The sequence below is a fragment of the Mucilaginibacter sp. Mucisp73 genome (genome assembly GCF_059491465.1).
The window spans coordinates 4259759-4283732 of record NZ_CP168507.1 but is presented as its reverse complement, the minus strand read 5'-3'; the positions used below and the strand labels follow the sequence as shown (position 1 = coordinate 4283732).

Here is a 23974-nt window from a genome sequence, read left to right as displayed (position 1 = left end):
TATAAATTATAATTCGCCAAACGCCGAAATCTGCTGAAAATCGGCGATGTCGGCGATATGGTCCCACGAATACCGGACAAACAGTTTGCCGGCCTGGTAATCGGCATAAGGCTCAACGGTTTCACCCATCGCTATTTTAGCTAATGCCGCAGGCTGGTTTTGGCCTGCGGCGGCAGTTAAATAAACCCATGCCGGAAACCGGGGGTTAATTTCCAATATGTATAAATGCCCTTCGGCATTGCTCATGACCTCCATTTCGTAGCCCCCTTTCCAGTTGCTTGCGCGGGCAAAGTTGTCGGCCAGTTGGGTAAGCTTATCATCTTTAATGGTAACGCCCGCCCAGGCCTTCCCTTTATCGGTAATATAAAGCTTGCGCATAGCCACCAAGCTGATGTTGCTGCCATTACCATCGCCAAGTGCCGCGATGTTGATTTCGTTGCCCTTGATGTATTGCTGGGCTATTACCGGCACGCCCCAGACTGCATACAATTGATGAAAGGCTTTCAATGCCTGATCCATCGTGTATACAACATAAGCCTCATAAAACTTGCCTTTTATTACCATAGGAAAGTTGAACTCATCAGCCGCTTTTTTAATATCGTCGGTAGTGTAAAGCTTATGATCGGCAGGCACATAAAAGCCATTTTTTGTGCCGAAATTTTTTAGGTTCAGCTTATCTCTTAACGCCAGTTGCTGATGTGTTGGGAGATAAGTTGCTATGCTCATTTGCTGCAATTGCGGCGCTATCTTTATAAAATTGAACAGCTCCGAATCAAAGTTGGGGATAATGAGATCAAGTTTGTCCTGTCCGTTTATATATGCCAAACGTTCAACAAGGGCTGTCGTACCTTCGGTTGGATAGGGGACCTGGTAAGTTTTATTTACCCAATCCCGCAGATAAATCCCGGGCTCCAGCGATTCGTACGACAGGCCAATTATGCGCAAATCATCTCCAAAACACTCTTTTAAACAACGGATGACCGCCATCCCAGGACCCGGATTGTCATTGGCGTTAAGCCCGGTAACAGCAATACATAAATTAGCGTACTTGTTTGCCATCATCCTTAAATTTCGAGCAGGTTTGCTTCTTTTAGCTGCAGCATCCAATTATCCCAATCCCTGTTAAGCTGGCTTTCGCTCACTTCATATCTGCTCAGAATATCCTGCTTGATATCATCTTCGGTTTTGCCGCTTTTCATAGCCTCAAGCAGTTTTGCCGCCATACCGTTGCCGGAAAATGAATCGCCGGTGGCAGGGTTAAAAATAAACCCGTTTTCGCTGGTGGCTATGTTGCTCTTGAGTTTCATTTTATAAGTGCAGAGTTGTTTAATTAATAAAAGCTAAACTTAGCAGGTTTATATGAGTTTACAAAACCAGCTTTAGGATGCCATCAGGTATTCTATCCTTGATGCAAGCACTTCCATATCCAGCGGTTTTACAAACAAGGCATCGCATTTATAAGAGTCGGCCTGTGCTTTTTTTGTTTTAAAAGCGGTTACAATAATGATAGGTACATTGCATAGTTGCTTATCATCCTTAAAGTCCCGGCAAACCAGTTCACAATCGTTATCTACCAACAAATAATCCAAAATGATCAAATCCGGATTAATCATTTTAGCTTTATCATATATAGCATTAGGGTCAAAAGTTAAATGCACATTAAATTCACCATAGTACATAATGTCATCAATTACCGATAACATCCGGCTGTTTTTATCAAGTACTAAGATGGTTTTTTTATCGCCTGCTGTTTTCATGACTTTAGGGGATTAGTATCAATTTTAATAATATAAAGTTGAGGCTATTTAAGGGGCTGTAAAATAATGTGTCGTTCAACGCCTTTAATGTGCCGATGAATTGATTATTTGTGCCAGTCTTTGATAAAATCGGTATAGTTTGTACCTACAGGAAGCTCTACGTTGGTTAGTTTTACCTTGCGGTTGTGGATAGACCTGATCTGATCACGCGCTACCACGAAGCTGCGATGAATGCGGATAAATTTTGATGCAGGCAGTTTTTCAATTGCACTTTTCAGGGGCATCAGTGTCAGTATGGGTTTGGCTACGCCCAGCACATGGATCTTGATGTAATCCTGCATGCTTTCAATGTATTCAATGTCTTTAATGTTGATCTTGATCAGTCTGTATTCTGAATGCACATACAGGAAATCGCTTTCATTTGGGGTATCGGTATGTTTGTACTGGTAATAGCCAATTGCCTTTTGAACCGCTGTGCCAAAGCGCAGGTTATTGATCGGTTTCAGCAGGTAATCAACCGCTTCCAGTTCGTAACCTTCATATGCATAATTTTTGTAGGCAGTGGTAAAAATAATCATTGGCTTATCAGTCAATGATTTTACCAGGTCGATACCGGTAATATCAGGCATGTTAATATCTATGAACAGCACATCCACCTTGTTCATTTTCAGGTATTCCCCGCCCGATATCGCATCCTCAAAAGTATTAACCAATGTTAGCGCGGGATATTCGGCTACATATTTTTCAATTATTTGAAGGGCCAGCGGCTCATCATCAATAGCTACACATTTTAATTGCATTATAAATAGTTTAAGCGTTAATCTCCAATTCAACAATGTAATTACCATCGGCCACGCTAATGTCAAGCCGGTGTTTGTTAGGATAAATATGTTGCAGGCGCTGGCGGTTATTGGCAATGCCGATCCCTTTCCGTTCGGTGGCAGGTCGTTTTTCGAAAATGGTATTTTTACAGATGAACAGCATTTGGTTGCCGTTTACCCTTAAGAAAATATTAATAACTGATGGCTGGTGTTTACTTACGCCATATTTAAAAACGTTTTCAATAAAGGTCATTAGTATCAGGGGCGGAATTTTTTGATTGTCAATCTTGCCCGAAACTTCAAAATCAAGCTTTGTTTTTTTGCCGAGGCGCAGGCGTTGCAGATCGATATAATCATCGATACAATCAATTTCGTTTTGCAGCAAAACAAAATCCTCCGTTACCTCATCGGTTACATAGCGCATGATGTTCGAGAGTTTCATGATGCTCTCGGAAGTATGCTCGCTATTGGTAACCGATAAGGCATAAATATTATTCAGCGTATTGAATAAAAAATGAGGATTGATCTGGGCTTTAAGAAAAGAGAGTTCGGCATGGGCTTTTTCGGCTTCGGCACGGGTAACCATCTGCTCGGTAAGCTGCCATTTTTGAACCGTGGCAATGGCAACGCTCAGCCCCATCACAATGATAAAAATAAATAAGCCTACCATATCAATATTACCGGATTGATGAATAAAAATAATGCGGTTGGTGGGTTTAAGGCTGGGGTCCTGCATCCGCAGATCTTCGTGCGGCAACGGGCCGAAAGGCATATTTTGCTGATTAGGTGCTGAGCTGTCAATCCCCGTTGGTGTAATTTGCGGTACTATAGGCTGCGGATTGGGGGCTGTTGTTGCTACTGGTTTATTCCCTTTAATGAGATTGTGAAGAAGCAGGTTATCAAAAGGCTGCAAAAAGTAAACACAGCCTGAAAGTAATAGCACAATAATCCCATACCAGAGATATCTTTTACGGAACACGAACTTTGGCACCAGGTACCAGGCGTTCAGGTAAAACATAAATATATAGGTGAGACAAAACAGCCAGTAGTAAGGCGAAAACAGGACGGCATAGGTGCCGGCGCTGCTTTGCTGTGTGCGGTTCATGAATAATAGCGGGAACCCTAAAAACACAAGCCAGCCTGCAGCATGAATAAAAAAAGTGGTTGCTTTTGAGCGGATCATTTTATTTTAAGATTCTTTTATTTATCAATACCGGAGCTACTGGCTGGCACATATTTTAGCGTCTAATTTAAAAAAAGCACCTGTACATTGCACAGGTGCTCCATCTATACGAAAAAAATTATAATTCAGTGTCCCTGCTTCTGAATTATAAATCAAAGGTGAAGATGAGTGGGAGTTTTAACAACCATGTGTCGGTGAACCGGGAAATTGTATAGATGAACGAGAGGAGCGGCGTGTTTTACCAAAAAATAGGGATGCGTGGATTATATAAGAAAGCCCCCTTGCACTCGCTGCTTGGGGGCCATCACCTAAACCTTATCACTGATCAAATTATTATTTGATGGTGTAAAGGTAGCCCTGAGGTTTTAATCTGAAATTTTGTACCGACGAACGGGGTAATTGAATGGATGGAGGGGAGTTTTGGATATTTTACGAATTTAATTCAGCGTTTTTATTAACATTGATTATAATCCAACAAATTATGAAGCTACTTCTTACATCTGCCGGAATCAGTAATATGAGTATTCAAAATGCTTTGATAGAGCTGTTGGGCAAACCGTTTGCCGAAGCGAACGCCCTTTTTATCCCTACCGCGATATACGCTATACCCAACGGTGGCGACATAGTACGAAGGGTTATTTGCGGGTCCTTAGGTGATCCCTTTTGCCAATTGGGTTGGAAGTCGCTGGGCTTATTGGAACTTACCGCCTTACCCAGTATCAAAAGAGAGTTATGGGGTGACATGCTCCGGGAAACCGATGTTTTACTGGTAGGTGGTGGAGACTGCCAGTACCTGACCTATTGGATGCAGCAATCCGGGCTGGCGGATCTGCTGCCCTCGCTTTTACAAAAGATGGTATATGTTGGCCTGAGTGCCGGTAGTATGATCATGACCCGCTTTGGTACTACCTATGGCAACCATATGCTGCCGGCTGATAGTGATAAGTCGTTAAGTTTTGTTGACTTTGCTATCCACCCGCATTTGGATCATGAGTGGTTCCCGAACAATTCCCTGGCCAATATTGAGAAACTGGCTGCTTCCATACCGGTACCATCATACGCTATTGACGATCAAACCGCGATTAAAGTGATTGACGGAGCTGTCGAGGTTATTTCTGAGGGGAATTGGAAATTATTTACTCCCCGAGATTATGGCAGGCCGCTAAAAAATATTTAATAAATCCCTATTTGAGGCACATACCCTGCACTGAACATATTCACAATTGACCGGGGAGTTAGTACTGTGATTATATCCACATTGGGGAGCCTTATTCCTTTTTGGTATCCGGCAGGGCTCCATAAGTACAACAGGTTATCTTTGAGTAAATGTGATTTGTCATCATAAATTACAAATGTGCCGTTAGGCAGGGCTTTTAATTTTTCTTGATAGGTAACTTTTAACTTATCAGCTGTGATGCGCTCTGCCTGCAAAATGTCATCTATTTTGGCTACCGGCGTTTTCATGTCAAAACCGTATTGAGGGTTGCCTTTTAGCCAAAACTCTTTAAATCGCTGATGATCCTTATACCTGCATTGAAAACAAGGCCGGTGCCCTGCTGAAAATGCCGTGGCTTCATCAAGGAAGAAGAGTTCAGTCCAACGGTCGGGCTGCATAATTTCGCGATGCCGGCCCCTGAACTCCAAAACGCAGGTTATCCAGGCTTTAATTTTGAAAGCGCGTACAATTTCCTTGTCCTCATTATGGATTACGCCGCGGTTACCAAGCCAGGCACCCCGCGCTGTTGTTTTAATAAGTTGTCCAAATGGATTTACGCGGTTCTGTAGCATGTCATATGTTGTTTTCAATGGTGAGGATCAAAGTCACATCAATCTGTTTAAGACAGCGCGTCATGAAATATAATGCCCAGGCTATGGCGCTTACCGCTGTGAACCGGGCTTACGCCGTGCTTCATATTTAACCTGTAATAACCTTTACTTCCCTTTACCGGCCTAAAGTTAGTGGTAAATAAAACCATATCACCCATGCCGGGGGTAAGTACATTAACTTTTGATTGCGCCCGCGGAATTTGCTCGGTGATTACAAATTCGCCGCCGGTATAGTCTCTGTTGTGTTGATCGAACATGAAAACCATTTGGATGGGGAAATATACCTCGCCGTAAAGGTCCTGGTGCAGGGTGTTAAATCCGCCTTCTGTGTATTGCAATATCAGGGCTGTGGGTTTGGTTTGCCCGGCTTCATGGCATAACTGTTTCATTTCTTCATGGGTGCCGGGGAATTGTTTGTCAAAACCAAGTTCATTCATCCATTTATTGGCCACAGGTACGATGTACGGATAAACGCTCTCCCTTAAATCGGTTATAATTGCAGGAAGCGGGTAATTATAATATTTGTATTCGCCATATCCAAATCTGTAGAGCTCCATGCTGACGGTTTTGCGATAAGCATCTGCGCCATAATCGCTGATTAATGTATCGCAGTAGCGTTCACCTAAAACCTGTTTAACAATTGCAAAACCGTTGTCATGTAATGTTTTATTAATTTGATCCCAATCAAGATTTTTGATACGATCTTTAAGTGTTTGTTCCGGTGTCATTTTTGTTATTTTGAATAGGATCAAAACTATCATTAGGAAGATTGGTGGGCAATCCGATTCTTGCGGAATTTATACTTTCAGTTCCATCGAAGAAAAAGTATTAAAATACATTATCATGAAGATTAAACTTAAACGGGCTTATGAGCCTTATGCCGAGGCAGATGGCGTTAGGGTTTTGGTGGACCGCCTTTGGCCGCGGGGGATAAAAAAGGAAGACCAACGAATTGACAAGTGGTTTAAAGATGTAGCTCCATCTAACGAACTAAGAAAATGGTACAACCATGATCCTGAAAAATTTGAAGCCTTTAACCAAAAATACCGCGCCGAAATTGAGGGTGCAAAGGCTTTGGATGAATTGGTAGATTATATCAGGCAGCACAAAACAGTGACGCTGGTGTTTTCTTCAAAAGAGCCGAAATTAAATAATGCGGTAGTTTTAAGCAAGATAATCGAAGAGCATATCGCCTGAAAACTCCGCAAGAATCGGATTGTTGAGCATAGACGAGGCTGGTACTTTTGTGTTATAAATACAAAAAACACAATTGGATTTATTAAAAAAAGGCTTTATGAAAACTCAACAAGAAATAGATTATACCCGCATAGCCGACGCGATTGGCTTTTTCAGGGAGAATTTTAAGGCACAGCCTAAACTGGACGAAGTTGCGGAACATGTTAATTTAAGTCCCTTCCATTTTCAGCGGATGTTTAAGGATTGGGCAGGGGTAACCCCAAAACAATTCCTGCAGTATTTGAGTGTGGAGCATGCTAAGGAAATCTTGAAACATGAAGACGCGAATGTTTTTAATACCGCGCTGCAGACAGGTCTTTCGGGAGGTGGCCGGCTGCATGACCTTTTTATTAAGGTAGAAGGTATGACCCCCGGCGAATACCGTAACGGCGGAGCCATGCTGCATATCAACTATTCGTTTGCTGATACACCATTTGGTAAGGTGATCGTAGCATCCACGGCTAAAGGGATTTGCCACATGGCGTTTGTTGATGAGGGCGAAGAGAAAGCATTGGAGCAACTGAAGATAAGTTTTCCTAATGCGGTATTCAATCAGTTAGTTGACAGGATCCAGCAGAACGCACTGTTTATTTTTACGCAGGATTGGAGCCGTTTGGACGAGATCAAGCTGCATTTAAAAGGAACCGATTTCCAGATCAAGGTGTGGGAGACGTTATTGAAAGTACCCCCCGGCGGATTAACCACTTATGCCTCACTTGCCAAAAAAGCAGGCAGCGAAAATGCTTACCGAGCAGTCGGCTCAGCGGTAGGTAGTAACCCTGTAGCGTTCCTGATCCCTTGCCACCGGGTAATCAAATCAACCGGCGAAATAGGCCAGTATCATTGGGGCAGTACCCGTAAAAACGCAATCATAGGCTGGGAAGCAGCGCTAAAGGAGCGGGTTGAATAAGGTTTGTGAGCAAAAGGGATGTGCAATTGCTCTCAAGCGTCCGCGCTTACATAGCAACGCTAAAGTAAGCGTGGACGTAAACATAGAAATGAGTATGTCCGGTTTTACAGATCACTGGAACAACACATCAGTATGGAGTAAGTGCCGGGCTCATCAAAAACTGTATCTGCAGTTACCGCATCTCCGAACCTGTTCGCCAGGAGAACCAGCAGGCGAACAAAATAGAATTACCTGCGAGGAAAATTTTAATCCACAATTGGCGTTATTTTAGCTTACCTGTCATGATTAGCTAAATGCGTAACACCATAAAAATTACGTGGTATTTTTATAAGTCGATGTTGTTATGGTGTATGTCTATCAACATGATCTGTATCTACTATTTGCTTCGCGGAGAGGTCAACGTTGCAGGAGCATATATATTAAAAATAATGAGCTATGGGTTAATCATTGGCTTTCGGTATTATAATTACAATTCAAATAAAACTTTCTTCTACTTCCGTAATGCGGGTTATGGGATTGACAGATTATACCTGTATGCCCTTACATGCGATGCCCTGGCCTACGGTATATTGCTATCACTCTTAAAACTGGTAAGATATTGGGTCAGCATATTTTAAAAACCGACAGCGTTCATCTTGAGTTTGATGGGCGCAAGATTTTACAGGATATCTATCTCGATTGCCGCCAGGGCGAGGTGGTAGGTTTGCTTGGCCGCAACGGCTGCGGTAAGTCGTCTTTGCTTCGAATTATTTTCGGTAGCCTAAAGCCAACTTACAAGCACGTCAGCATCGACGATAAACACATTTATAAAGGTTATGACGATGGTCGGGTAGCTTATTTGCCCCAGCACAATTATCTGCCGCAAAATATAAAGATCCAAAGCCTTGCTGGTACCATTATCGACCCTCAATTTACTGATGAATTTACCTCATTGTCAATTTACCAGGATCATCATCACAAAAAGCCCGGCCAGCTATCCGGCGGAGAACTCAGGCAATTGGAAACCCTGATGTGTATTTACAGCCGGGCAGATTTTATTTTGCTCGATGAGCCATTTACTCATGTTTCGCCGGTGCAGGCAGAAATGTTTAAGGGCGTTATTCGTAAATGCGCTGAGGTAAAAGGTATCATTGTTACTGATCATCAGTATTATAACATTCTTGATGTGGCTGATAGGATAGTCCTGATCACTGACGGAAGCACTAAAGCCATCAAAAGTCCTGATGATCTGATCAGGTACGGGTACATCAGTCACATTATTTAATTGTTACACTGTGTAACTTAAGGCATAAAATGAGGGTCTATTAGGTATAGTATTTAATACGATGCCTAAGGTTTATCTGTTGATCTTTTTTTTAGTTTTCTGTTGCTTCAGTGCGGCGGGCAGCGAGAAAGTGACTATCAATGGCATCACCTTTAAAAATGCAAAACCCGATCCTGATCCATCGCCCACCGGTGATTTTAAAACTTTAGTCATTCCGATAAAAAGGGCTGGGAACCTAATTCTTATTGAAGCTCAGATCGATACTCTTGAAGGCAACTTTGTACTGGATACAGGCGCACCCTATCTTGTTTTAAATGAAACCTATTTTAGAGATCTGCCACACGTGGCTGAACAGGAATCTGCCGGGATTAACGGGGTTGCCGGCAGCTCTTTTACTACTTATATCCGTAATTTTAACATCCTCGAATTGCACTATCCAAAGCTCCGGGCCGATGTTACCGACCTATCATCTATCGAAAACGGTAAGCGTATCAAAATATTGGGATTGCTGGGTACCGGGCTATTTTCCGATTTCGCGATTACAGTTGATCTTTTCAGAAATACGTTATACATCCAAAAACTTGATGAGAATGGTAACATCCCCGAAACCGAAAAGGTATTTCACGATCGTTTTATGGTAAGTCCTTTCCGTATGCTCAATGATGTTATTTTAATGAAGGGTACTGTTAACGACAATGCGCTTTGGTTTGCTTTTGACAGCGCCGCCGAAACCAGTTTACTCGACTACCGGCGTTCAAAAAAACTGGTTCCTGATATGGAGGTTATCAGCCGCTCAAAAATTATGGGTATTGGTGGCACTTCCATCGAGGTGATTTATACGCGCTTTGATAATTTGGTTGTCGGCGACCGAAAGTATATGAAAAACCGTATTTTAATAACCAATCTCGAAAAAATGGGGAATGCGTATGGCTACAAAATTGATGGTGTTTTAGGATATGACTTTTTTGTGCGCGGCATATTCACCATCAACTTTGTTAAAAAAGAATTTGAAATGTACATTTACAGTAACCAGTAATATGAAAAGGCGCGGGCGTATAGTTATTGTTTTTTTTGCGGTGGTTTGCGTGGCCATTCAGGCAAGAGCACAAAAGCGAAATAACCTGATCATGGGCAAGGATAATCTCGTACTGCTTATTGATATGCGCTCATCCAAAACAGAAGTGGATAGCTTGCTCAGAAAAGCCGGGTTAAAAGATGCAAATGCCGCTACTGTTTTAAAAGGCGATTTTACCGCCCTGCAAAAAGACGGCTGGGCAATGGCCGGAAAGCGGGGAAATATAATAGAGTTCGACAGGCCGCTTGAGACTCTTAACCTTAACCCGCAAGCCACCCCTTACCTGATAACTACTAAAATAGATAACAATGATAATGAGTCGCCGGGGTATCCGGCTGATGTTAACTTCGGTATCAATAACTTTGCTAAAGTCACTGTTCATGAATTAGCATCTGGTTTAACCCGGTTCTTTTTGCCTGGGTATGCCCAAAGTAAAAGGGTACTGCTATCAGGCAACTTCAATAACTGGAGCACCCTTAAAGGTATCATGGCCAAAACCGACAGTGGTTGGATTGCCGACATAAAGCTGAAACCCGGCAAGTATGAATATAAATTTATTGTGGATGGCCATTGGATCAGCGACCGTTATAACAACCTGGTGAGCGATCATGACGATAATTCGATATACTTTCGTTATAACTACACCTTTAAGCTGAACGGATACGTCAATGCCCGTAAAATAACACTGGCGGCGAGCTTTAATGATTGGGACGCTAATAATATCGTCCTCGATAAAAGCCCCAAAGGCTGGCAAAAACAGCTTTACCTGCACGAAGGCACACAGGCGTATCGTTTCCTGGTTGATGGCAAATGGATCACCGATCCTGCTAATCCCAATAAGATCCAGGCCGCTGATGGATATACAAACTCAATACTGAACCTTGGCGAAACGGTTGTGTTTAAGCTTGATGGTTATACCAGCGCAAAGAAAGTGTACGTAGGCGGAAGCTTCAATAATTGGGAGCATGGCTTGATCCCGCTTACCAAAACCAAAACGGGCTGGGCATCGTCCTTAATTATTCCGCCGGGCAATTATGGCTATAAGTTTGTTGTGGATGATAACTGGATCACCGACCCCAAAAACCCTCGTAATATGATGGAGGGCGGCGTTGTTAATTCATATATTTCGGTGAAGCCAAATTATACGTTTAAGCTAAGCGGATTTAATAATGCTAAGAGCGTTCATTTAGCGGGCAGTTTTAATAACTTTGATGATTTTGGTTACACACTCGCTTTTAACGGTAAAGAGTGGACTGTAAGTGTTTACCTGAAACCAGGCAAGCAACTGTACAAGTTTATTGTGGATGGTAAATGGATGATAGACCCTGGCAATAAACTTTACGAACCTAACCAATATAATTCGGGTAATTCCGTTTTATGGATCGAGCAATTATAGAAGCAGGATTGCAAGAATCAAGATATAAGAATAAAGAAGCAAAAAAATTAAAGAAGCTGGATAAGAAAGATCTTGATTCTCATAGTCTTGCATCATGATTCTCGTATTCTCGCATCTTGATTCTCATATTCTTGCATTTTGACGCTCACCTCGTTATATTAGCTAAAATACAATATTTTTATGACCATCCCTATATACCAGGCCGACGCATTTACCGATAAGCTTTTTGGCGGTAACCCGGCGGCAATTTGTCCGCTTAATGAATGGTTGCCCGATGTTACCATGCAAATGATAGCCATTGAAAACAACCTTGCCGAAACCGCTTTTTTTGTGAAAAACGACGATGGTTATAAGCTTCGCTGGTTTACGCCCGAGTATGAGATAGATCTTTGCGGGCATGCTACCCTGGCATCTGCTCATATTCTGTTTTCGGAACTGGGCTATGAGGGTGATACCATTCATTTTGAAACTGTAAAAGCCGGAACGCTCACCGTAAAGCGTGATGGGGATAAATATACGATGGATTTTCCATCGCGCCCGCCAATCCCCATTGAGGCTCCAAACGGATTGGCCGAAGCGCTTGGTGAAAAGCAACCGGTAGCATTTTTGCGCTCGCGTGATTATTTCATTGTTTATGAAACCGAGCAGGATATCAGGGAGCTTACGCCTGATTTCTTCGCCATGTCAAAAATGGATACGGTAGGGATCATAGCTACCGCACCTGGCGAAAACTCTGATTTTGTTTCACGCTTTTTTGCGCCCGGCGCAGGCATCCCCGAAGACCCGGTTACCGGATCAGCACATTGTAACCTGATCCCGTACTGGGCAAAACGCCTGGGTAAAGATATGCTTCATGCCTATCAGCTCTCAGCCCGCCGCGGTGAACTTTGGTGCGAGCTTAAAGGTTACCGCGTGTTGATGAGTGGCAAAGCGGTTACTTATTTGAAGGGGGAGATAAGGGTTTAAATTATAAATTGTCATTGCGAATATGTAAAAGTCCGGGCCGCTAAAGGTAAATGGCAAAAAAGGAGTTGTCACCCTGAGTTGCCGAACGGTCGTGTGCAGGGGCCTGCCCACCATACTTCGATGAACTCAGTATGACACCCTTTTTGAGTTGTCATCGGTAGGAACAAAGCAATGACGTTATACAAACCCTGCCAGTAACCTTTTGCCTTTATCCTTTTACCTTTCGCCTTTTCCTTTCGCCTCAAATCAAAATATACTTTCAAAACTCAATTATTTATAATTACTTTGGAGGTTTGGACTTTGCAAGGTACTTAATAAATTAAATGCAGCTTACCCGTTTAGAAATCAAAGGCTTCAAGAGTTTCGGCGACAAAATAACCATCAATTTTAATGAGGGTGTTACCGCTATTGTAGGGCCTAACGGTTGTGGTAAGTCGAACGTTGTTGACAGTATCCGCTGGGTTTTGGGTGAGCAAAGCACCCGGATGCTCCGTTCGGAGAAAATGGATAACGTTATTTTTAACGGCACCAAAAGCCGTAAATCGGCTAACCTTGCCGAAGTTTCCCTCACTTTTGATAATACAAAAAACGTACTGCCAACCGATTATTCGCAGGTAACACTTACCCGTAAGCTTTACCGCACGGGCGAAAGCGAATACCGACTTAACGATGTACAGTGCCGTTTAAAGGATATTACCGATCTTTTTTTGGATACGGGTATCGGCTCCGATTCCTATTCTATCATCGAGCTCCGGATGATCGACGAGATCATCACTAATAAGGAGGGCTCACGCCGTAACCTGTTTGAGGAAGCATCGGGCATCTCTAAATACAAGCTCCGCAAAAAGCAAACTTTCAGTAAGCTGAAAGAGACAGAGGCCGATTTGGCCCGTGTTGATGACCTGCTGTTTGAGATTGAGAAAAACCTCAAATCGCTGGAGAACCAGGCGAAGAAAACTGAACGATACTATCGTCTCAAGGAGCAGTATAAAACATTGAGCATTATGCTGGCTTCGTTCAGGATCGTGGCTTTTAGCGAATCATTGAAAAAGATAGAGGAGCAGGAGCTAAAGCATAAAGCCGAGAAAGGCGATATTATTATCCAGATAGATACTTTGGAAGCAACGTTGCAACAACAAAAGCTGGATAGTATCACCAAAGAAAAGAACCTTTCGGTTCAGCAAAAAACAACCAATGAGTTTGTTTCAAAGATCCGGGCTTACGAAAGCGAAAAGAAGATCAAGAATGAACAGTTGAAGTTTCAACAAGATAAAGAATCGCGTCTGACTGAAGAGTTAGAACGTGATAAAAACCAGCTGAACCACGTTTTATATAACATTAAACGCTTAAACGAGGAAAAGGCCACCGAGGATGAAGCGCTGCAAACCATCCAAAGCAAACTTTCTGATTTAAAAGAAGCCGTTGATGAATTACGTGCACAACAAACCGAAGCCCGTAATGAGCTCAACGAGCTTAATAATATCAATACCCGCCTGCAAAATCAGGCTTATAAGGCAGAAAAAGACCTGGATATATTGCAAATTCAGCAACAGGCTTTGGAGCAGGAAAGCCAGCGTAATATGGAAGATACCACCAATAAAGAGGTGGAGCTTTCGCACTTTAACCAGGTGGTTGCCGAGCTGCAATACCGCAAGGAAACACTTGATGATGAATTTCAGCAGGCTGTTGAGTTTGAAAATAAGCTAAAAGAACAAATTGCCGAAACCGATGTTGAGTTGAACTCGGTTAAGGATACCATTGTAAAAGAGAGCCGCAAGCTGGATGCCAAGCAAAACGAATACAACCTTACCAAAAGTATGGTTGATAGTTTGGAAGGTTTCCCGGAGTCAATCAGGTTCCTGAAAAAGAATACCGATTGGGCTAAAAATGCCCCGCTGTTTAGCGATGTGCTTTTTTGTAAGGAAGAGTTTCGTGTAGCCATCGAAAACTACCTTGAACCGCTCATGAACTATTACGTAGTTGAAAGCTATGACGATGCCGTGAAGGCTATTAACCTGTTGAGCAATTCGGCAAAGGGCAGGGTAAATTTCTTTGTGCTGAACAACTACGCTGATGAAGCGCCCGCACAAATCAGCTTCGAAAAGGAGGGGGCTATCCCTGCGCTGAGTGTTATTGAGGTTGATAAACATTACCTGCCGCTTTGTAATTACCTGCTTAAGGGTGTTTATTTGGTTGATGACGATAAGGAAGGCCAGATCAATAGCGAAACTTTACCGCAGGGCGTTGTGTTGATCGGCAAGAGCGGTAAGTTCAATAAATCAAAACATACCATGGCCGGTGGTTCGGTTGGTTTGTTTGAGGGTAAAAGGATCGGTCGTGCTAAAAACCTGGAGAATTTAGCTAAAGAGATCCGGGGAATAGAGAACCAGGTGGGTTCATTTCGTACGAAGTCTGAAGAATTACAGAACAAGCTTGCAGCTTTACGTTCGTCAACCAAGGCAGCTGAGATTAATGAGCAGCAACAGATCCTGAACCGTTTAAATAACGAGTTGATCACTGTAAAAACGCGCCAGGAGCAATATCAAACTTTTATTGAAAACAGCCTTAACCGTAAAGAAGATATCGCCCGTAAAATTTCCGGGATAAAAGATGAAATGGCTGCCCTACAACCGCAATTGGCCGAGCTAAAAACCCAGCGGCAGATCCAAAGTGATTTATTGGCCGATAAGCAGATGGCTTTTAACGAGCTGAACGAATACGTTTCCGTACAGTCAAACGCCTACAATCAGGAAAACATCCGTTTTCATCAGCAACAAAATAAGGTATCGGGTTTAATGAAAGACCTTGACTATCGGGATACCCAGCAGGAAAGCCTTGAAACACGTATAAGGCAAAATAGCAACGAGCTTGAAAAAGTAAAAGTTGCTATACAGGAAAACCTGAAGCTGGCCGATAACTCCGACGATAACCTGCTCGAAATGTATGAGCAGAAGGAAAACCTGGAAAAGGCCACACAACAAGCCGAACAGGAGTACTATCAATGGCGCGGCCTCATCACCGAAAATGAGAGTCAGGTAAGCTCATTGAGGCGCAAAAAAGAGAACAGCGAAGTTATTGAGAATGAGCTGCGCGACGAACGAAATAATTTAAAGATAGACCTGAACGCGCTGAAAGAGCGTCTTTCGGTTGAGTTTAATATAGATATTGAAGACCTGCCCGAAAGCGAAGTACCCGAAGGTGAAAGTGAGCAGGACCTGCGCGAAAAAGCTGAAAAGCTGAAAAAACAGCTTGACGATTTTGGTGCTATAAATCCAATGGCGGTAGAGGCGTATAACGAAATGAACGAACGTTATACCTTTATCCAGGCGCAAAAGAAAGATCTGAGCGAAGCCAAAGCATCATTATTGGCTACCATCCAGGAAATTGACGATACCGCTAAAGATAAGTTCATGACCGCGTTTATTATGGTGCGCGAAAACTTTATTAAAGTATTCCGCTCGCTGTTTAATGAAGAGGATTCATGCGATCTGATCCTGACCGATCCCGAGCATCCGCTCGAATCAGATATCGATATCATCGCGAAGCCAAAAGGTAAACGACCATTATCCATCAACCAACTATCAGGGGGGGAAAAAACCCTTACGGCAACCGCTATACTTTTTTCGCTGTATCTGCTAAAACCTGCGCCTTTCTGTATTTTTGATGAGGTTGACGCGCCGCTTGATGATACCAACATTGATAAGTTCAATAACATTATCCGTACCTTCTCCAAAGATTCTCAATTTATCATCGTATCCCACAACAAACGCACTATTGCAAGTACAGATGTTATTTACGGCGTAACCATGGTTGAGCAAGGAATTTCCCGCGTTGTCCCTGTTGATTTAAGGGAACTGGCTGATTAAAGCTTAAAGCCTTCGGCTCTTAATAAAAAAGGCGAAAAGCTTTTCAGTCCTTCGCCTTTGATACCGAAAAATTTTATTTCTTTCGCCGTTGTTGGTGTTGTCACCAACGACTTGGTATACCCGTATAATTTTATTAACCACTAAAGCCGGTATATATAGCGTGGCTTTAGCATAATAAAAAAGGCGAAAAACTTTTCAGCCCTTCCCCTTTAAATGATGCGGAAAAATTTTATTTCTTCTTTTTAAACACCGATGGTGTTTTAAGCATCAAACCTTTTATTTTGCTGCGGGTGAACCTCTGTTCCATCGCACGTTTCTGATCGGCCGAAAGCACGTTTTTTGATGAGGTAGCCAGGCTTTGTGTGGTTACTGAACCGGTTTTATACTTACCGGTCGAGATATAGCTCAAAGCCTGTGCTAATAACCCTTCGGTAGGGTCGCCGAAATCTTTGGTCAGGTCATCTACAGCGCTAACACCTTTATAAATGCCTTGTCCTGGTGTCATACCGGTATAATAATCGCCATTGTTTGCCGAATTTCTTGTGGAGAACATTGGCATATACAATTGGTATTTATTGATATCAATACCATAAAAACCAACAGGCTTGCCATAGGTGACAGAGCCGATCAATTCAACATCCAGTTCAGGGATCAGGTTATTAATGGTTAACTCACTTGCCGAGGCAGTACCGCTACCAACTATAAAGAATATCCGGCTTAAATTAAGCGACCCTTGTTTTTGGAAATTGACAGTTTGGTTGCTTACCGAAAAAAAACCTTTGGGTATTTCGTAAAGGTTTTTAAACAAGGTATAGTTATCATTTGTAAGCTTATCATTAAAATAAGCTGTGTACATCTTAGTGCCGTTCTTAGCCGATGGTACTAAAAGGTTATCAAAATATTCGGCAGTTTCTACGGACCCGCCACCGTTGTACCTTAAATCAATGATCAAATCGGAAATGCCAGTGAAGCTGTTTAAGGCCTCTAATATTTTAGGACCGGCATTGGTTTTATCAGTAAACGAATTAAAAACCATATAACCGGCTTTTTTGCCCGAGCCGGCGTCCAGTGTTTTATAAGTAATAACAGGGTTTATGGTATAGTTAGCAGTATTAAGCGTTACATCAACTGTGGTATTATCCGGTCTGGCCAATGTCATGCTGATAGTTTTGCTGTATGCATAGGCTTGTATTACAAACTGGGTAGTCGTGCCTCCGTCATCGTAAGCAAGGTCGGTACGTCCATTTATTTTGGTGATCTGATACCCACGTTTAATACCAGCTTTATCAGCAGGTGAACCAGGGTATACATATTTGATCCTCAGATCCGAACGCGTAGGGTAGAATACCGAAAAACCGAAGTCGCCGCCATTGCCGCTCAATTCGTTTGATACGGATCCATCATCAATAAACGAGTATTTGGCTGTACCGGTATTATCATAATATTCATACGGTTGAGAGCTTGCCGGATTTATGGCATATTGCGATAAATGGTCAACCTCGCTGCTTAAGCCGGTGATGGTATCGCTGCTTACATAGTTACGGGGCTGAAAGTTTTTGTAAGTAGGAAGCTGATTGTACCACAAATAGGTTTCCTGCGGATACAGATAAACCGAGTCCCTTATACGATCAAGCGCGGTACCGGTGCTTGGCGGGCCGGTAGTACCATCATCGCCGTTATTAATAGGTTTATTTTTTTTACAGGCAGATATCGATGCAACGGAAATAAGGGCTAAAAAGTAAAATATTTTTCTCATACACTTGAGTTTAAGTATTTAAACGCCTTGTTAGTAAGTATGTTATAGGTAATACTATAAAAAGTCTTCAACACTGATACTGTCAATGCCGCTGGCTTCGGCACAAAGCTTATCTGTTTCCGAATTTTCAATCATCACTATTTCTTTACGCTGGAGGCCATGTTCCTGAATAAGCAGGTTAATTACATCTGGTTCGGGTTTTGGTACGGTTTCTTCGGTAAAATAGCAGCGGAGATATTTTTCCAGCCCGTGCCATTCGGTTTGTTTAATTTTATTTACCTGTTCCTGAACATTGCCATTAGTTACAATAAACAATTTTTTGCGGTCGACCACAATATCCTGCATTAAGGTAAGTATATTTTGATATAAAAGCAGTTTTAGCGGTAATTTGGCAGTTAAAAGCAGGTTCTCAAATTTATCGCGGTATTGTTCGGCCACCGGGAACTGCTCCGTCAAACGGTTAAATGCGGCATCCTTCCCTTCAGCTATATACGTATCAGTTAATACTTTGGTTGCGGCCTTTGCATCTATCAGCTCAATATATTCAAGCATGTTTGCAAACAGGTAATAAGCCTGAAAGTAATAATCCTTTGCCGGATAAAGCACATTATCTAACTCAAAAATAAAAGCTGTTTTACGTTTATCAATATCCTTATAGTCCATTAAGCAATTACGTGTAGGTTTATATCGTATTCATTAAAAAGGGTTTCGGCCTTTAGCAAGAGTATTGTTTCATCAGGCCTTAATAAATAAACCGAATCGATGCTTTTATCCAGGCAAAGCGTTAGCATTTCATGTGTATAACTTGCCGAAGCTGGATTGGGCAACAATATCATTTTGCCGGTTTTGATCATAAAATCAGGCAGGTCCATATGATCACCCAAAATAATATTTTTTCCTTCCAGTTTGTTTTTGAGCTGGTAGGCTTGTGCCGACGTGGCGGCGGTAATTAAAATGCTCATATAGCTATTGACCGTTAACAATTAAACCATCCCTCATTGTAACTGTGCGGTCTGACAAGTTTGCAAGATCTTCATTATGAGTAACAATTACAAAGGTTTGCCTGAAATCATTCTTCAACTTAATAAATAATTCATGAAGCTCGAGCGCGTTTACCGAATCAAGGTTGCCTGAAGGTTCATCGGCAAAAATAAGTGCCGGATTGTTGATTAACGCTCGTGCCACAGCTACCCGTTGTTGCTCGCCGCCAGATAGCTGGTTAGGTTTATGGTGCAACCTGTCTTTCAAACCCAAAAGGTCAAGCAACCCGGCCGCTTTTTTTTCTGCTTCAGATTTTGATTTTCCTGCTATAAAGGCCGGGATGCAAACATTTTCAAGAGCGCTGAACTCGGCCAGTAAATGGTGAAACTGGAATATAAAACCAATCTGCCGGTTCCGGAAATCGCTTAGTTGTTTGTTATTTAATTTGTTTAGTTCAATATCATTAATGGTTAAAGTGCCAGAATCTGGCCGGTCAAGGGTACCTAATATGTTAAGTAACGAGCTTTTTCCGGCACCTGAAGCACCAACGATGGTTACGATTTCGCCCTTTTGTACCTCAAGGTCAACGCCCTTTAATATTTGTAACTGTCCGTATGATTTATGGATAGATCTGGCTTTAAGCATTTGGCAAAGTTAACGGATTAGCTGGATTTATTTTGTTGGGATTACACCGATCGATTTATGATTTCACCGATTTTTACTGTTGATGATTCTTGATTATGTTGACACCCGATTTTTCTGATTTGACGAACATTCTATTAATCTTACAATCCTGTAAATCCTGATTCTGACAAAGAGCTGAATGAAATGATTTAGGGGGGCTCTCAACTGAAAACAAATTGTACTACTTTTTCTTTGCGGCGTTGCGCCTTAGCGTACTTAATATTCAATTTCCTAAGCTTCCCGTACTTTGCATCCTTTGTAAATACAATGTTATTTGCCGCGATAAGGGCAAATAAACTGAAACAAGGTGTTTACCGTTTCAAACAAAATTGTAGCTTTACCGCAAATTCTTCAAAACATGAATATTCACGAATATCAGGGTAAAGCTATATTAAAAAGCTATGGCGTTAGAGTTCAGGAAGGCATTGTGGCCGATACTGTTGAGCAGGCTGTTGAGGCTGCCCAAAAATTGAAAGAAGACCTGGGGTCAAGCTGGGTAGTGATCAAAGCACAGATCCACGCTGGTGGCCGTGGTAAAGGCGGCGGCGTTAAGCTCGCCAAAAACATCGACCAGGTAAAAGAGCATACCGGCAATATTTTAGGTATGCAATTGGTAACTCCGCAAACTGGTCCTGAAGGTAAAAAAGTTAAGAAAGTTTTAGTTGCACAGGATGTTTACTATCCGGGCGAAAGTGAAACTAAAGAGTTTTACATGAGCGTATTGCTTGACCGCGCCCGTGGCCGCAACATCATCATGTACAGTACCGAAGGTGGTATGGATATTGAGGAAGTTGCACACTCAACCCCTGAGCTTATATTTAAAGAAGAGATTGATCCTAAAGTTGGTTTACAGGGCTTCCAGACCCGTAAAATAGCCTTTAACCTTGGCCTTGAAGGCGAAGCATTTAAAGACATGACCAAATTCATTGCTGCTTTATATAAAGCCTATGAAGGTACCGACTCATCGCAATTTGAAATTAACCCGGTTTTAAAAACCTCTGATAATAAAATTTTAGCTGTTGACGCTAAAGTAAACCTTGACGATAACGCGCTTTACCGTCATCCGGATTACGCTGCAATGCGTGATACCGATGAGGAAGATCCAACCGAGGTTGAAGCCAGCAAATCAAACCTTAACTATGTTAAGCTTGATGGCAACGTAGGCTGTATGGTTAATGGTGCCGGCTTAGCCATGGCTACTATGGACATCATTAAAATTGCTGGCGGTGAGCCTGCCAACTTCCTTGACGTAGGCGGTACTGCCAATGCGCAAACTGTAAAAGCAGGTTTCAATATCATCCTTTCAGATCCTAACGTAAAAGCCATCCTGATCAACATCTTCGGTGGTATCGTTCGTTGCGACCGTGTAGCGCAAGGTGTAATTGATGCTTACAAAGAGATCGGTAATATCCCGGTGCCAATTATTGTTCGTTTACAGGGTACAAACGCTGCTGAAGCAAAAGAACTGATTGATAATTCGGGTTTAAAAGTTTATTCGGCAATATTGCTGAAAGAAGCTGCAGACCGTGTTAAAGAGGTTTTAGCGCTTTAATTTTTTTTAGAGATTAGCGGCTGGTGATTAGAGATTAGTTGCCAGCCTATAGATAAAAAAAGGAGGCTATATCACACATTGATACAGCCTCCTTTTTATAAGGATACCATGTCCGCCTGAAAGATTATAAGTCACTCAGAAGGTCAAGTTTTTTGGCATTATATTCTTCCTGCGAGATAAGACCGTTGTCGAACAGGGTTTTTAGTTTTTTTAGTTTTTCGGTAAGCTCATCAGGCTTTGGTGCCGCGGGCAGAGGTGTTTCCTGTACAACAGGAGCAGGGGCCGCGACGGGTGCGGGCGGCGTTGCCGGTGCGGCAGGTGCTGTATACCCATTTTGTTGAGAAAAGGGCTGCGGCGATGCCGGTGCTACAAAAGCGCGGGCAGGCGAGTTTTCCAACTGGATAGCGCCTGATTCGGCACGTTTTTGCTCCAGGTCGCGCTGACGGCGGGCTTCACGCTCAACTTCCTTACGTTCCTGGGCGTACTGGTATAATTTACGGCCCTGAACTTTAGGCAGGTAGTCAACAGCCATTTCGGCGCCACCGGTGGTTTTTACGCTGAAAATGGAACCGATAATTTCTTCCTTGGTATATACGTCAACGATATCTTTCCAAACAAAATCAACAAACTTGATAGATAGCCCAAGGTTGGCCGGGGTAAAAAACAATACACGTTTGTTGGTAATAGCTATACAATCAGGAAAAAGGTTTACCAGCGGCTTTTTCTGAACGGCAATGTAGATAACCTCTTCGCCTGAAGAAAGTAGATCAACAAGGCGTGAATAAACCTTTTCAACTGTTTTAGGGTCCTGTTCCTCGTTTAAAAATTTCTCAATCATATTTTTAGCATTTATGATGCGCGCAAAAATAACAATTATACCTGTTAAAGAGTCAAGAATCAAATGTTAAGAATCAAGTTTTCCTGAAACGTGATTCCTGACGTCTTGATTCTCAAATGGTATTAAGCAATCAACAAATTACATCCGCGGATGTCTGACTGGTCAAACCGGCCCAATACTTCAAAAGAGCCACCAGGGTAAATCCTGCCCAAATCCTGCGTGGCAATAAACGCGCAGGAATTGATATTGGCCAGGTCAATAACGCTGATGCCGCCTGTTTTACCAGTTTGTAACGTACTGAGCGGATCGTTAGTATCCCGGATGATGATCTTCATCCATGGCGGGCAATTGAAAATGCCGTCGCCTTTGGAGTAAGCTTGTGACAGCAGCTCCGTCATTCCATATTCCGAGTGGATCTGCTTTACACCAAAGCCTTTGCCCAAAATGGCGTGCAGCTCCTCGCGAATCATTTCCTTACGACGGCCTTTCATGCCGCCGGTTTCCATTACAACCAGTTCAGGGAAGTTGACCTGGTAGTTTTCAATAAAATCGAGCAGACCGAAAGTAACACCTATTAAAAGCGTAGGTTTCCTGGCATCCTGCTGTTTTTTAAGTTGATGAAACAGCTCGTCATGATTATACAAAAAGAAACCGCTATCCGGGTGATTTGATTGTTTAATCAGGTCATCAACCATGTAAATGAGCGATGAACCTTCACGCTCCAAGTAGGACGGGAGCAGAGCTAGCACGGTAAAATCCCTGATATCACCATAAAAAATATTGAAGGCACGCCGAAAGCTTCCCTCATACCAGGTTTTATCGGTAACCCGGTGACTGCTGGTGATCATCCCGGTAGTACCTGAACTCGTAAAGGTTACCTCAACGGGCGCATCGGTACTTAATATAGTATGTGACTTAAAAAACTCGATAGGTAAAAATGGGATATGACTGTAAGATGTAATTGATGCGGTGTCAATTTTCAATCCTTCAATAAACTGCCTGTAAACCGGGTTATGCTGTGCCTGGTAATTGAAAACCCGCAATGCTGTTTCATTAAATCGTTCATCAGTATCGATAGAAAATACCTGTTGTTTTCCGGGCTTGTCCATTGAGGCAAAGATAAAGTAAATGTGCAGATGTGCGGATTTCAGATATGCAGATTATCTGAACCGGGATTAATCCGGTTTTTGGATTTTTAGGTGCTGGCGTTTAAACATACATCCGGGAAATCCTTAAGTCCTATAAATCCCGGTTCAGAAACTCCGCAAGTTTCGGGTTGAAACGCTTTGTTTATCGCGCGAACTTTGATCTATCTAAAAAATAATAATCATGAATACATTTAAAATTGTACCGCTATCAAAATCATTCGCCGAAAAAGTAAGGACAACCATGACCGACGATTTTGGAGGCGAAGTGGTTGAGCAACTGGCTACCGGGCTTGGGCCATGCCGGGTTTCACTTAAACCCTTTGAACGTAATGTTGATAAACGCCTGTTGCTAAAGCACTCGCCTTTTGAAATCGAAAATGCCTATAACCAACCGGGACCTATTTTTATTCACGCTGAAGATGCGGAGGAGTACAGCGATATTTATCGTTTCCCGCCGGAGATTAAGGCTAATAAAAAGAGTTTCCCGCTGTCGCTCATAGGTTACAGTAAAGCGCAACAAATGGTTTTAACCCGGCTTGTTGGTGATGCCGATGTTGATGAACTGATTAACGAAATATTTGCCGAGAATGATAATGTTGAATATTTGCATGCCAGAAATGCCCAGGCATGTTGTTTTATATGCAAAATTGAGCGTGTTTGACTTTCCTATTACATAAAATTAAAAAACAAGTACGTGTTTTGGGGGTTAGTTAA

Annotated in this window: 23 protein-coding genes; 10 read left to right on the top strand and 13 right to left on the bottom strand. The window is 42.5% G+C overall.

What is annotated here, in order from left to right:
- Positions 1–6: 6 nt before the first annotated feature.
- From ACEN82_RS17875 to ACEN82_RS17855, 5 genes are all read right to left on the bottom strand, one after another.
- On the bottom strand, positions 7–1062 hold the full coding sequence (locus ACEN82_RS17875; protein ID WP_495643990.1) for an ATP-grasp domain-containing protein: 1056 nt from the start codon (positions 1060–1062) through the stop codon (positions 7–9).
- Positions 1063–1064: 2 nt separating this feature from the next.
- Positions 1065–1307, bottom strand: a complete 243-nt coding sequence (locus ACEN82_RS17870; protein ID WP_090531431.1) for a PqqD family protein — start codon at positions 1305–1307, stop codon at positions 1065–1067.
- 72 nt (positions 1308–1379) lie between these two features.
- Positions 1380–1757, bottom strand: a complete 378-nt coding sequence (locus ACEN82_RS17865; protein ID WP_413320427.1) for a response regulator — start codon at positions 1755–1757, stop codon at positions 1380–1382.
- 104 nt (positions 1758–1861) lie between these two features.
- Positions 1862–2557 carry a LytR/AlgR family response regulator transcription factor gene (locus tag ACEN82_RS17860; RefSeq protein WP_413320429.1) on the bottom strand — a complete coding sequence of 232 codons (696 nt, stop codon included), beginning with the start codon at positions 2555–2557 and terminating at the stop codon, positions 1862–1864.
- Positions 2558–2567: 10 nt separating this feature from the next.
- Positions 2568–3761, bottom strand: coding sequence for a sensor histidine kinase (locus tag ACEN82_RS17855; RefSeq protein ID WP_413320431.1), 1194 nt, complete (start codon positions 3759–3761; stop codon positions 2568–2570).
- A gap of 481 nt (positions 3762–4242) precedes the next feature.
- Between ACEN82_RS17855 and ACEN82_RS17850 the strand changes: the two genes are divergently transcribed.
- Positions 4243–4938: a Type 1 glutamine amidotransferase-like domain-containing protein gene (locus ACEN82_RS17850; protein ID WP_413320433.1), complete on the top strand. Its 696-nt coding sequence runs from the start codon at positions 4243–4245 to the stop codon at positions 4936–4938.
- On the opposite strand, the gene ACEN82_RS17845 is transcribed toward ACEN82_RS17850, so the two are convergent.
- Positions 4935–5549 carry a hypothetical protein gene (locus ACEN82_RS17845; protein WP_413320435.1) on the bottom strand — a complete coding sequence of 205 codons (615 nt, stop codon included), beginning with the start codon at positions 5547–5549 and terminating at the stop codon, positions 4935–4937. The two genes, ACEN82_RS17850 and ACEN82_RS17845, sit on opposite strands and share 4 nt — an antisense overlap.
- A 47-nt stretch (positions 5550–5596) precedes the next feature.
- Positions 5597–6316 (bottom strand): 2OG-Fe(II) oxygenase, encoded by a 720-nt coding sequence (locus ACEN82_RS17840; protein ID WP_413320437.1) that lies wholly within the window; start codon positions 6314–6316, stop codon positions 5597–5599.
- A gap of 115 nt (positions 6317–6431) precedes the next feature.
- Here ACEN82_RS17840 and ACEN82_RS17835 point away from each other — a divergent pair, with 115 nt between their 5' ends.
- The 7 genes from ACEN82_RS17835 to smc all read left to right on the top strand — a co-directional run bounded on the left by ACEN82_RS17835 (position 6432) and on the right by smc (position 16301).
- Positions 6432–6785 (top strand): DUF488 domain-containing protein, encoded by a 354-nt coding sequence (locus ACEN82_RS17835; RefSeq protein WP_413320439.1) that lies wholly within the window; start codon positions 6432–6434, stop codon positions 6783–6785.
- 97 nt (positions 6786–6882) lie between these two features.
- Positions 6883–7734 (top strand): methylated-DNA--[protein]-cysteine S-methyltransferase, encoded by an 852-nt coding sequence (locus ACEN82_RS17830; protein ID WP_413320441.1) that lies wholly within the window; start codon positions 6883–6885, stop codon positions 7732–7734.
- Positions 7735–8332: 598 nt separating this feature from the next.
- The gene (locus tag ACEN82_RS17825; protein WP_413320443.1) at positions 8333–8998 is read left to right on the top strand and encodes an ATP-binding cassette domain-containing protein; all 666 of its coding nucleotides are present in this window, start codon (positions 8333–8335) and stop codon (positions 8996–8998) included.
- Positions 8999–9059: 61 nt separating this feature from the next.
- Positions 9060–10034 carry an aspartyl protease family protein gene (locus ACEN82_RS17820; RefSeq protein WP_090531448.1) on the top strand — a complete coding sequence of 325 codons (975 nt, stop codon included), beginning with the start codon at positions 9060–9062 and terminating at the stop codon, positions 10032–10034.
- Position 10035: 1 nt separating this feature from the next.
- A complete protein-coding gene (locus ACEN82_RS17815) occupies positions 10036–11469 on the top strand; it encodes an early set domain-containing protein (protein ID WP_413320445.1) in 1434 nt (477 codons plus the stop codon).
- A 180-nt stretch (positions 11470–11649) separates the two neighbouring features.
- Positions 11650–12435 carry a PhzF family phenazine biosynthesis protein gene (locus ACEN82_RS17810; RefSeq protein WP_413320447.1) on the top strand — a complete coding sequence of 262 codons (786 nt, stop codon included), beginning with the start codon at positions 11650–11652 and terminating at the stop codon, positions 12433–12435.
- A 323-nt stretch (positions 12436–12758) separates the two neighbouring features.
- Positions 12759–16301: a chromosome segregation protein SMC gene (smc, locus tag ACEN82_RS17805; RefSeq protein ID WP_413320449.1), complete on the top strand. Its 3543-nt coding sequence runs from the start codon at positions 12759–12761 to the stop codon at positions 16299–16301.
- 229 nt (positions 16302–16530) lie between these two features.
- Here the strand turns inward: smc and ACEN82_RS17800 are convergent, their stop codons facing one another.
- Genes ACEN82_RS17800 through ACEN82_RS17785 form a run of 4 tightly spaced genes read right to left on the bottom strand, consistent with a single transcriptional unit; the run spans position 16531 to position 19683 of the window.
- Entirely contained in the window at positions 16531–18057 is a 1527-nt protein-coding gene (locus ACEN82_RS17800; protein ID WP_413320451.1) for a S41 family peptidase, read from the bottom strand.
- A 54-nt stretch (positions 18058–18111) separates the two neighbouring features.
- Complete coding sequence (locus ACEN82_RS17795) at positions 18112–18720, bottom strand: HAD family hydrolase (protein ID WP_413320453.1); 609 nt, start codon at positions 18718–18720, stop codon at positions 18112–18114.
- Entirely contained in the window at positions 18720–19019 is a 300-nt protein-coding gene (locus ACEN82_RS17790) for a hypothetical protein (protein ID WP_091163022.1), read from the bottom strand. The genes ACEN82_RS17795 and ACEN82_RS17790 overlap by 1 nt, the downstream gene beginning before the upstream one ends.
- A gap of 4 nt (positions 19020–19023) precedes the next feature.
- A complete protein-coding gene (locus ACEN82_RS17785; protein WP_090531462.1) occupies positions 19024–19683 on the bottom strand; it encodes an ABC transporter ATP-binding protein in 660 nt (219 codons plus the stop codon).
- A gap of 397 nt (positions 19684–20080) precedes the next feature.
- Between ACEN82_RS17785 and sucC the strand changes: the two genes are divergently transcribed.
- Positions 20081–21274, top strand: a complete 1194-nt coding sequence (gene sucC, locus ACEN82_RS17780) for an ADP-forming succinate--CoA ligase subunit beta (protein ID WP_090532025.1) — start codon at positions 20081–20083, stop codon at positions 21272–21274.
- Between the two features lie 124 nt (positions 21275–21398).
- Here the strand turns inward: sucC and ACEN82_RS17775 are convergent, their stop codons facing one another.
- On the bottom strand, positions 21399–22112 hold the full coding sequence (locus ACEN82_RS17775; RefSeq protein WP_413320456.1) for a PH domain-containing protein: 714 nt from the start codon (positions 22110–22112) through the stop codon (positions 21399–21401).
- 122 nt (positions 22113–22234) lie between these two features.
- Positions 22235–23221 (bottom strand): LuxE/PaaK family acyltransferase, encoded by a 987-nt coding sequence (locus tag ACEN82_RS17770; RefSeq protein ID WP_413320458.1) that lies wholly within the window; start codon positions 23219–23221, stop codon positions 22235–22237.
- 220 nt (positions 23222–23441) lie between these two features.
- Between ACEN82_RS17770 and ACEN82_RS17765 the strand changes: the two genes are divergently transcribed.
- Positions 23442–23921 (top strand): DUF1203 domain-containing protein, encoded by a 480-nt coding sequence (locus tag ACEN82_RS17765; RefSeq protein ID WP_413320463.1) that lies wholly within the window; start codon positions 23442–23444, stop codon positions 23919–23921.
- Positions 23922–23974 lie beyond the last annotated feature (53 nt).

Coding starts and splice junctions, on each gene's coding strand:
- ACEN82_RS17810 (WP_413320447.1), top strand. CDS start 11,650: ATGACCATCCCTATATACCAGGCCGACGCATTTACCGATAAGCTTTTT.
- ACEN82_RS17865 (WP_413320427.1), bottom strand. CDS start 1,757: ATGAAAACAGCAGGCGATAAAAAAACCATCTTAGTACTTGATAAAAAC.
- ACEN82_RS17850 (WP_413320433.1), top strand. CDS start 4,243: ATGAAGCTACTTCTTACATCTGCCGGAATCAGTAATATGAGTATTCAA.
- ACEN82_RS17840 (WP_413320437.1), bottom strand. CDS start 6,316: ATGACACCGGAACAAACACTTAAAGATCGTATCAAAAATCTTGATTGG.
- sucC (WP_090532025.1), top strand. CDS start 20,081: ATGAATATTCACGAATATCAGGGTAAAGCTATATTAAAAAGCTATGGC.
- ACEN82_RS17855 (WP_413320431.1), bottom strand. CDS start 3,761: ATGATCCGCTCAAAAGCAACCACTTTTTTTATTCATGCTGCAGGCTGG.
- ACEN82_RS17860 (WP_413320429.1), bottom strand. CDS start 2,557: ATGCAATTAAAATGTGTAGCTATTGATGATGAGCCGCTGGCCCTTCAA.
- ACEN82_RS17775 (WP_413320456.1), bottom strand. CDS start 22,112: ATGATTGAGAAATTTTTAAACGAGGAACAGGACCCTAAAACAGTTGAA.
- ACEN82_RS17800 (WP_413320451.1), bottom strand. CDS start 18,057: ATGAGAAAAATATTTTACTTTTTAGCCCTTATTTCCGTTGCATCGATA.
- ACEN82_RS17795 (WP_413320453.1), bottom strand. CDS start 18,720: ATGGACTATAAGGATATTGATAAACGTAAAACAGCTTTTATTTTTGAG.
- ACEN82_RS17785 (WP_090531462.1), bottom strand. CDS start 19,683: ATGCTTAAAGCCAGATCTATCCATAAATCATACGGACAGTTACAAATA.
- ACEN82_RS17765 (WP_413320463.1), top strand. CDS start 23,442: ATGAATACATTTAAAATTGTACCGCTATCAAAATCATTCGCCGAAAAA.
- smc (WP_413320449.1), top strand. CDS start 12,759: ATGCAGCTTACCCGTTTAGAAATCAAAGGCTTCAAGAGTTTCGGCGAC.
- ACEN82_RS17820 (WP_090531448.1), top strand. CDS start 9,060: ATGCCTAAGGTTTATCTGTTGATCTTTTTTTTAGTTTTCTGTTGCTTC.
- ACEN82_RS17870 (WP_090531431.1), bottom strand. CDS start 1,307: ATGAAACTCAAGAGCAACATAGCCACCAGCGAAAACGGGTTTATTTTT.
- ACEN82_RS17845 (WP_413320435.1), bottom strand. CDS start 5,549: ATGCTACAGAACCGCGTAAATCCATTTGGACAACTTATTAAAACAACA.
- ACEN82_RS17875 (WP_495643990.1), bottom strand. CDS start 1,062: ATGATGGCAAACAAGTACGCTAATTTATGTATTGCTGTTACCGGGCTT.
- ACEN82_RS17835 (WP_413320439.1), top strand. CDS start 6,432: ATGAAGATTAAACTTAAACGGGCTTATGAGCCTTATGCCGAGGCAGAT.
- ACEN82_RS17770 (WP_413320458.1), bottom strand. CDS start 23,221: ATGGACAAGCCCGGAAAACAACAGGTATTTTCTATCGATACTGATGAA.
- ACEN82_RS17790 (WP_091163022.1), bottom strand. CDS start 19,019: ATGAGCATTTTAATTACCGCCGCCACGTCGGCACAAGCCTACCAGCTC.
- ACEN82_RS17815 (WP_413320445.1), top strand. CDS start 10,036: ATGAAAAGGCGCGGGCGTATAGTTATTGTTTTTTTTGCGGTGGTTTGC.
- ACEN82_RS17830 (WP_413320441.1), top strand. CDS start 6,883: ATGAAAACTCAACAAGAAATAGATTATACCCGCATAGCCGACGCGATT.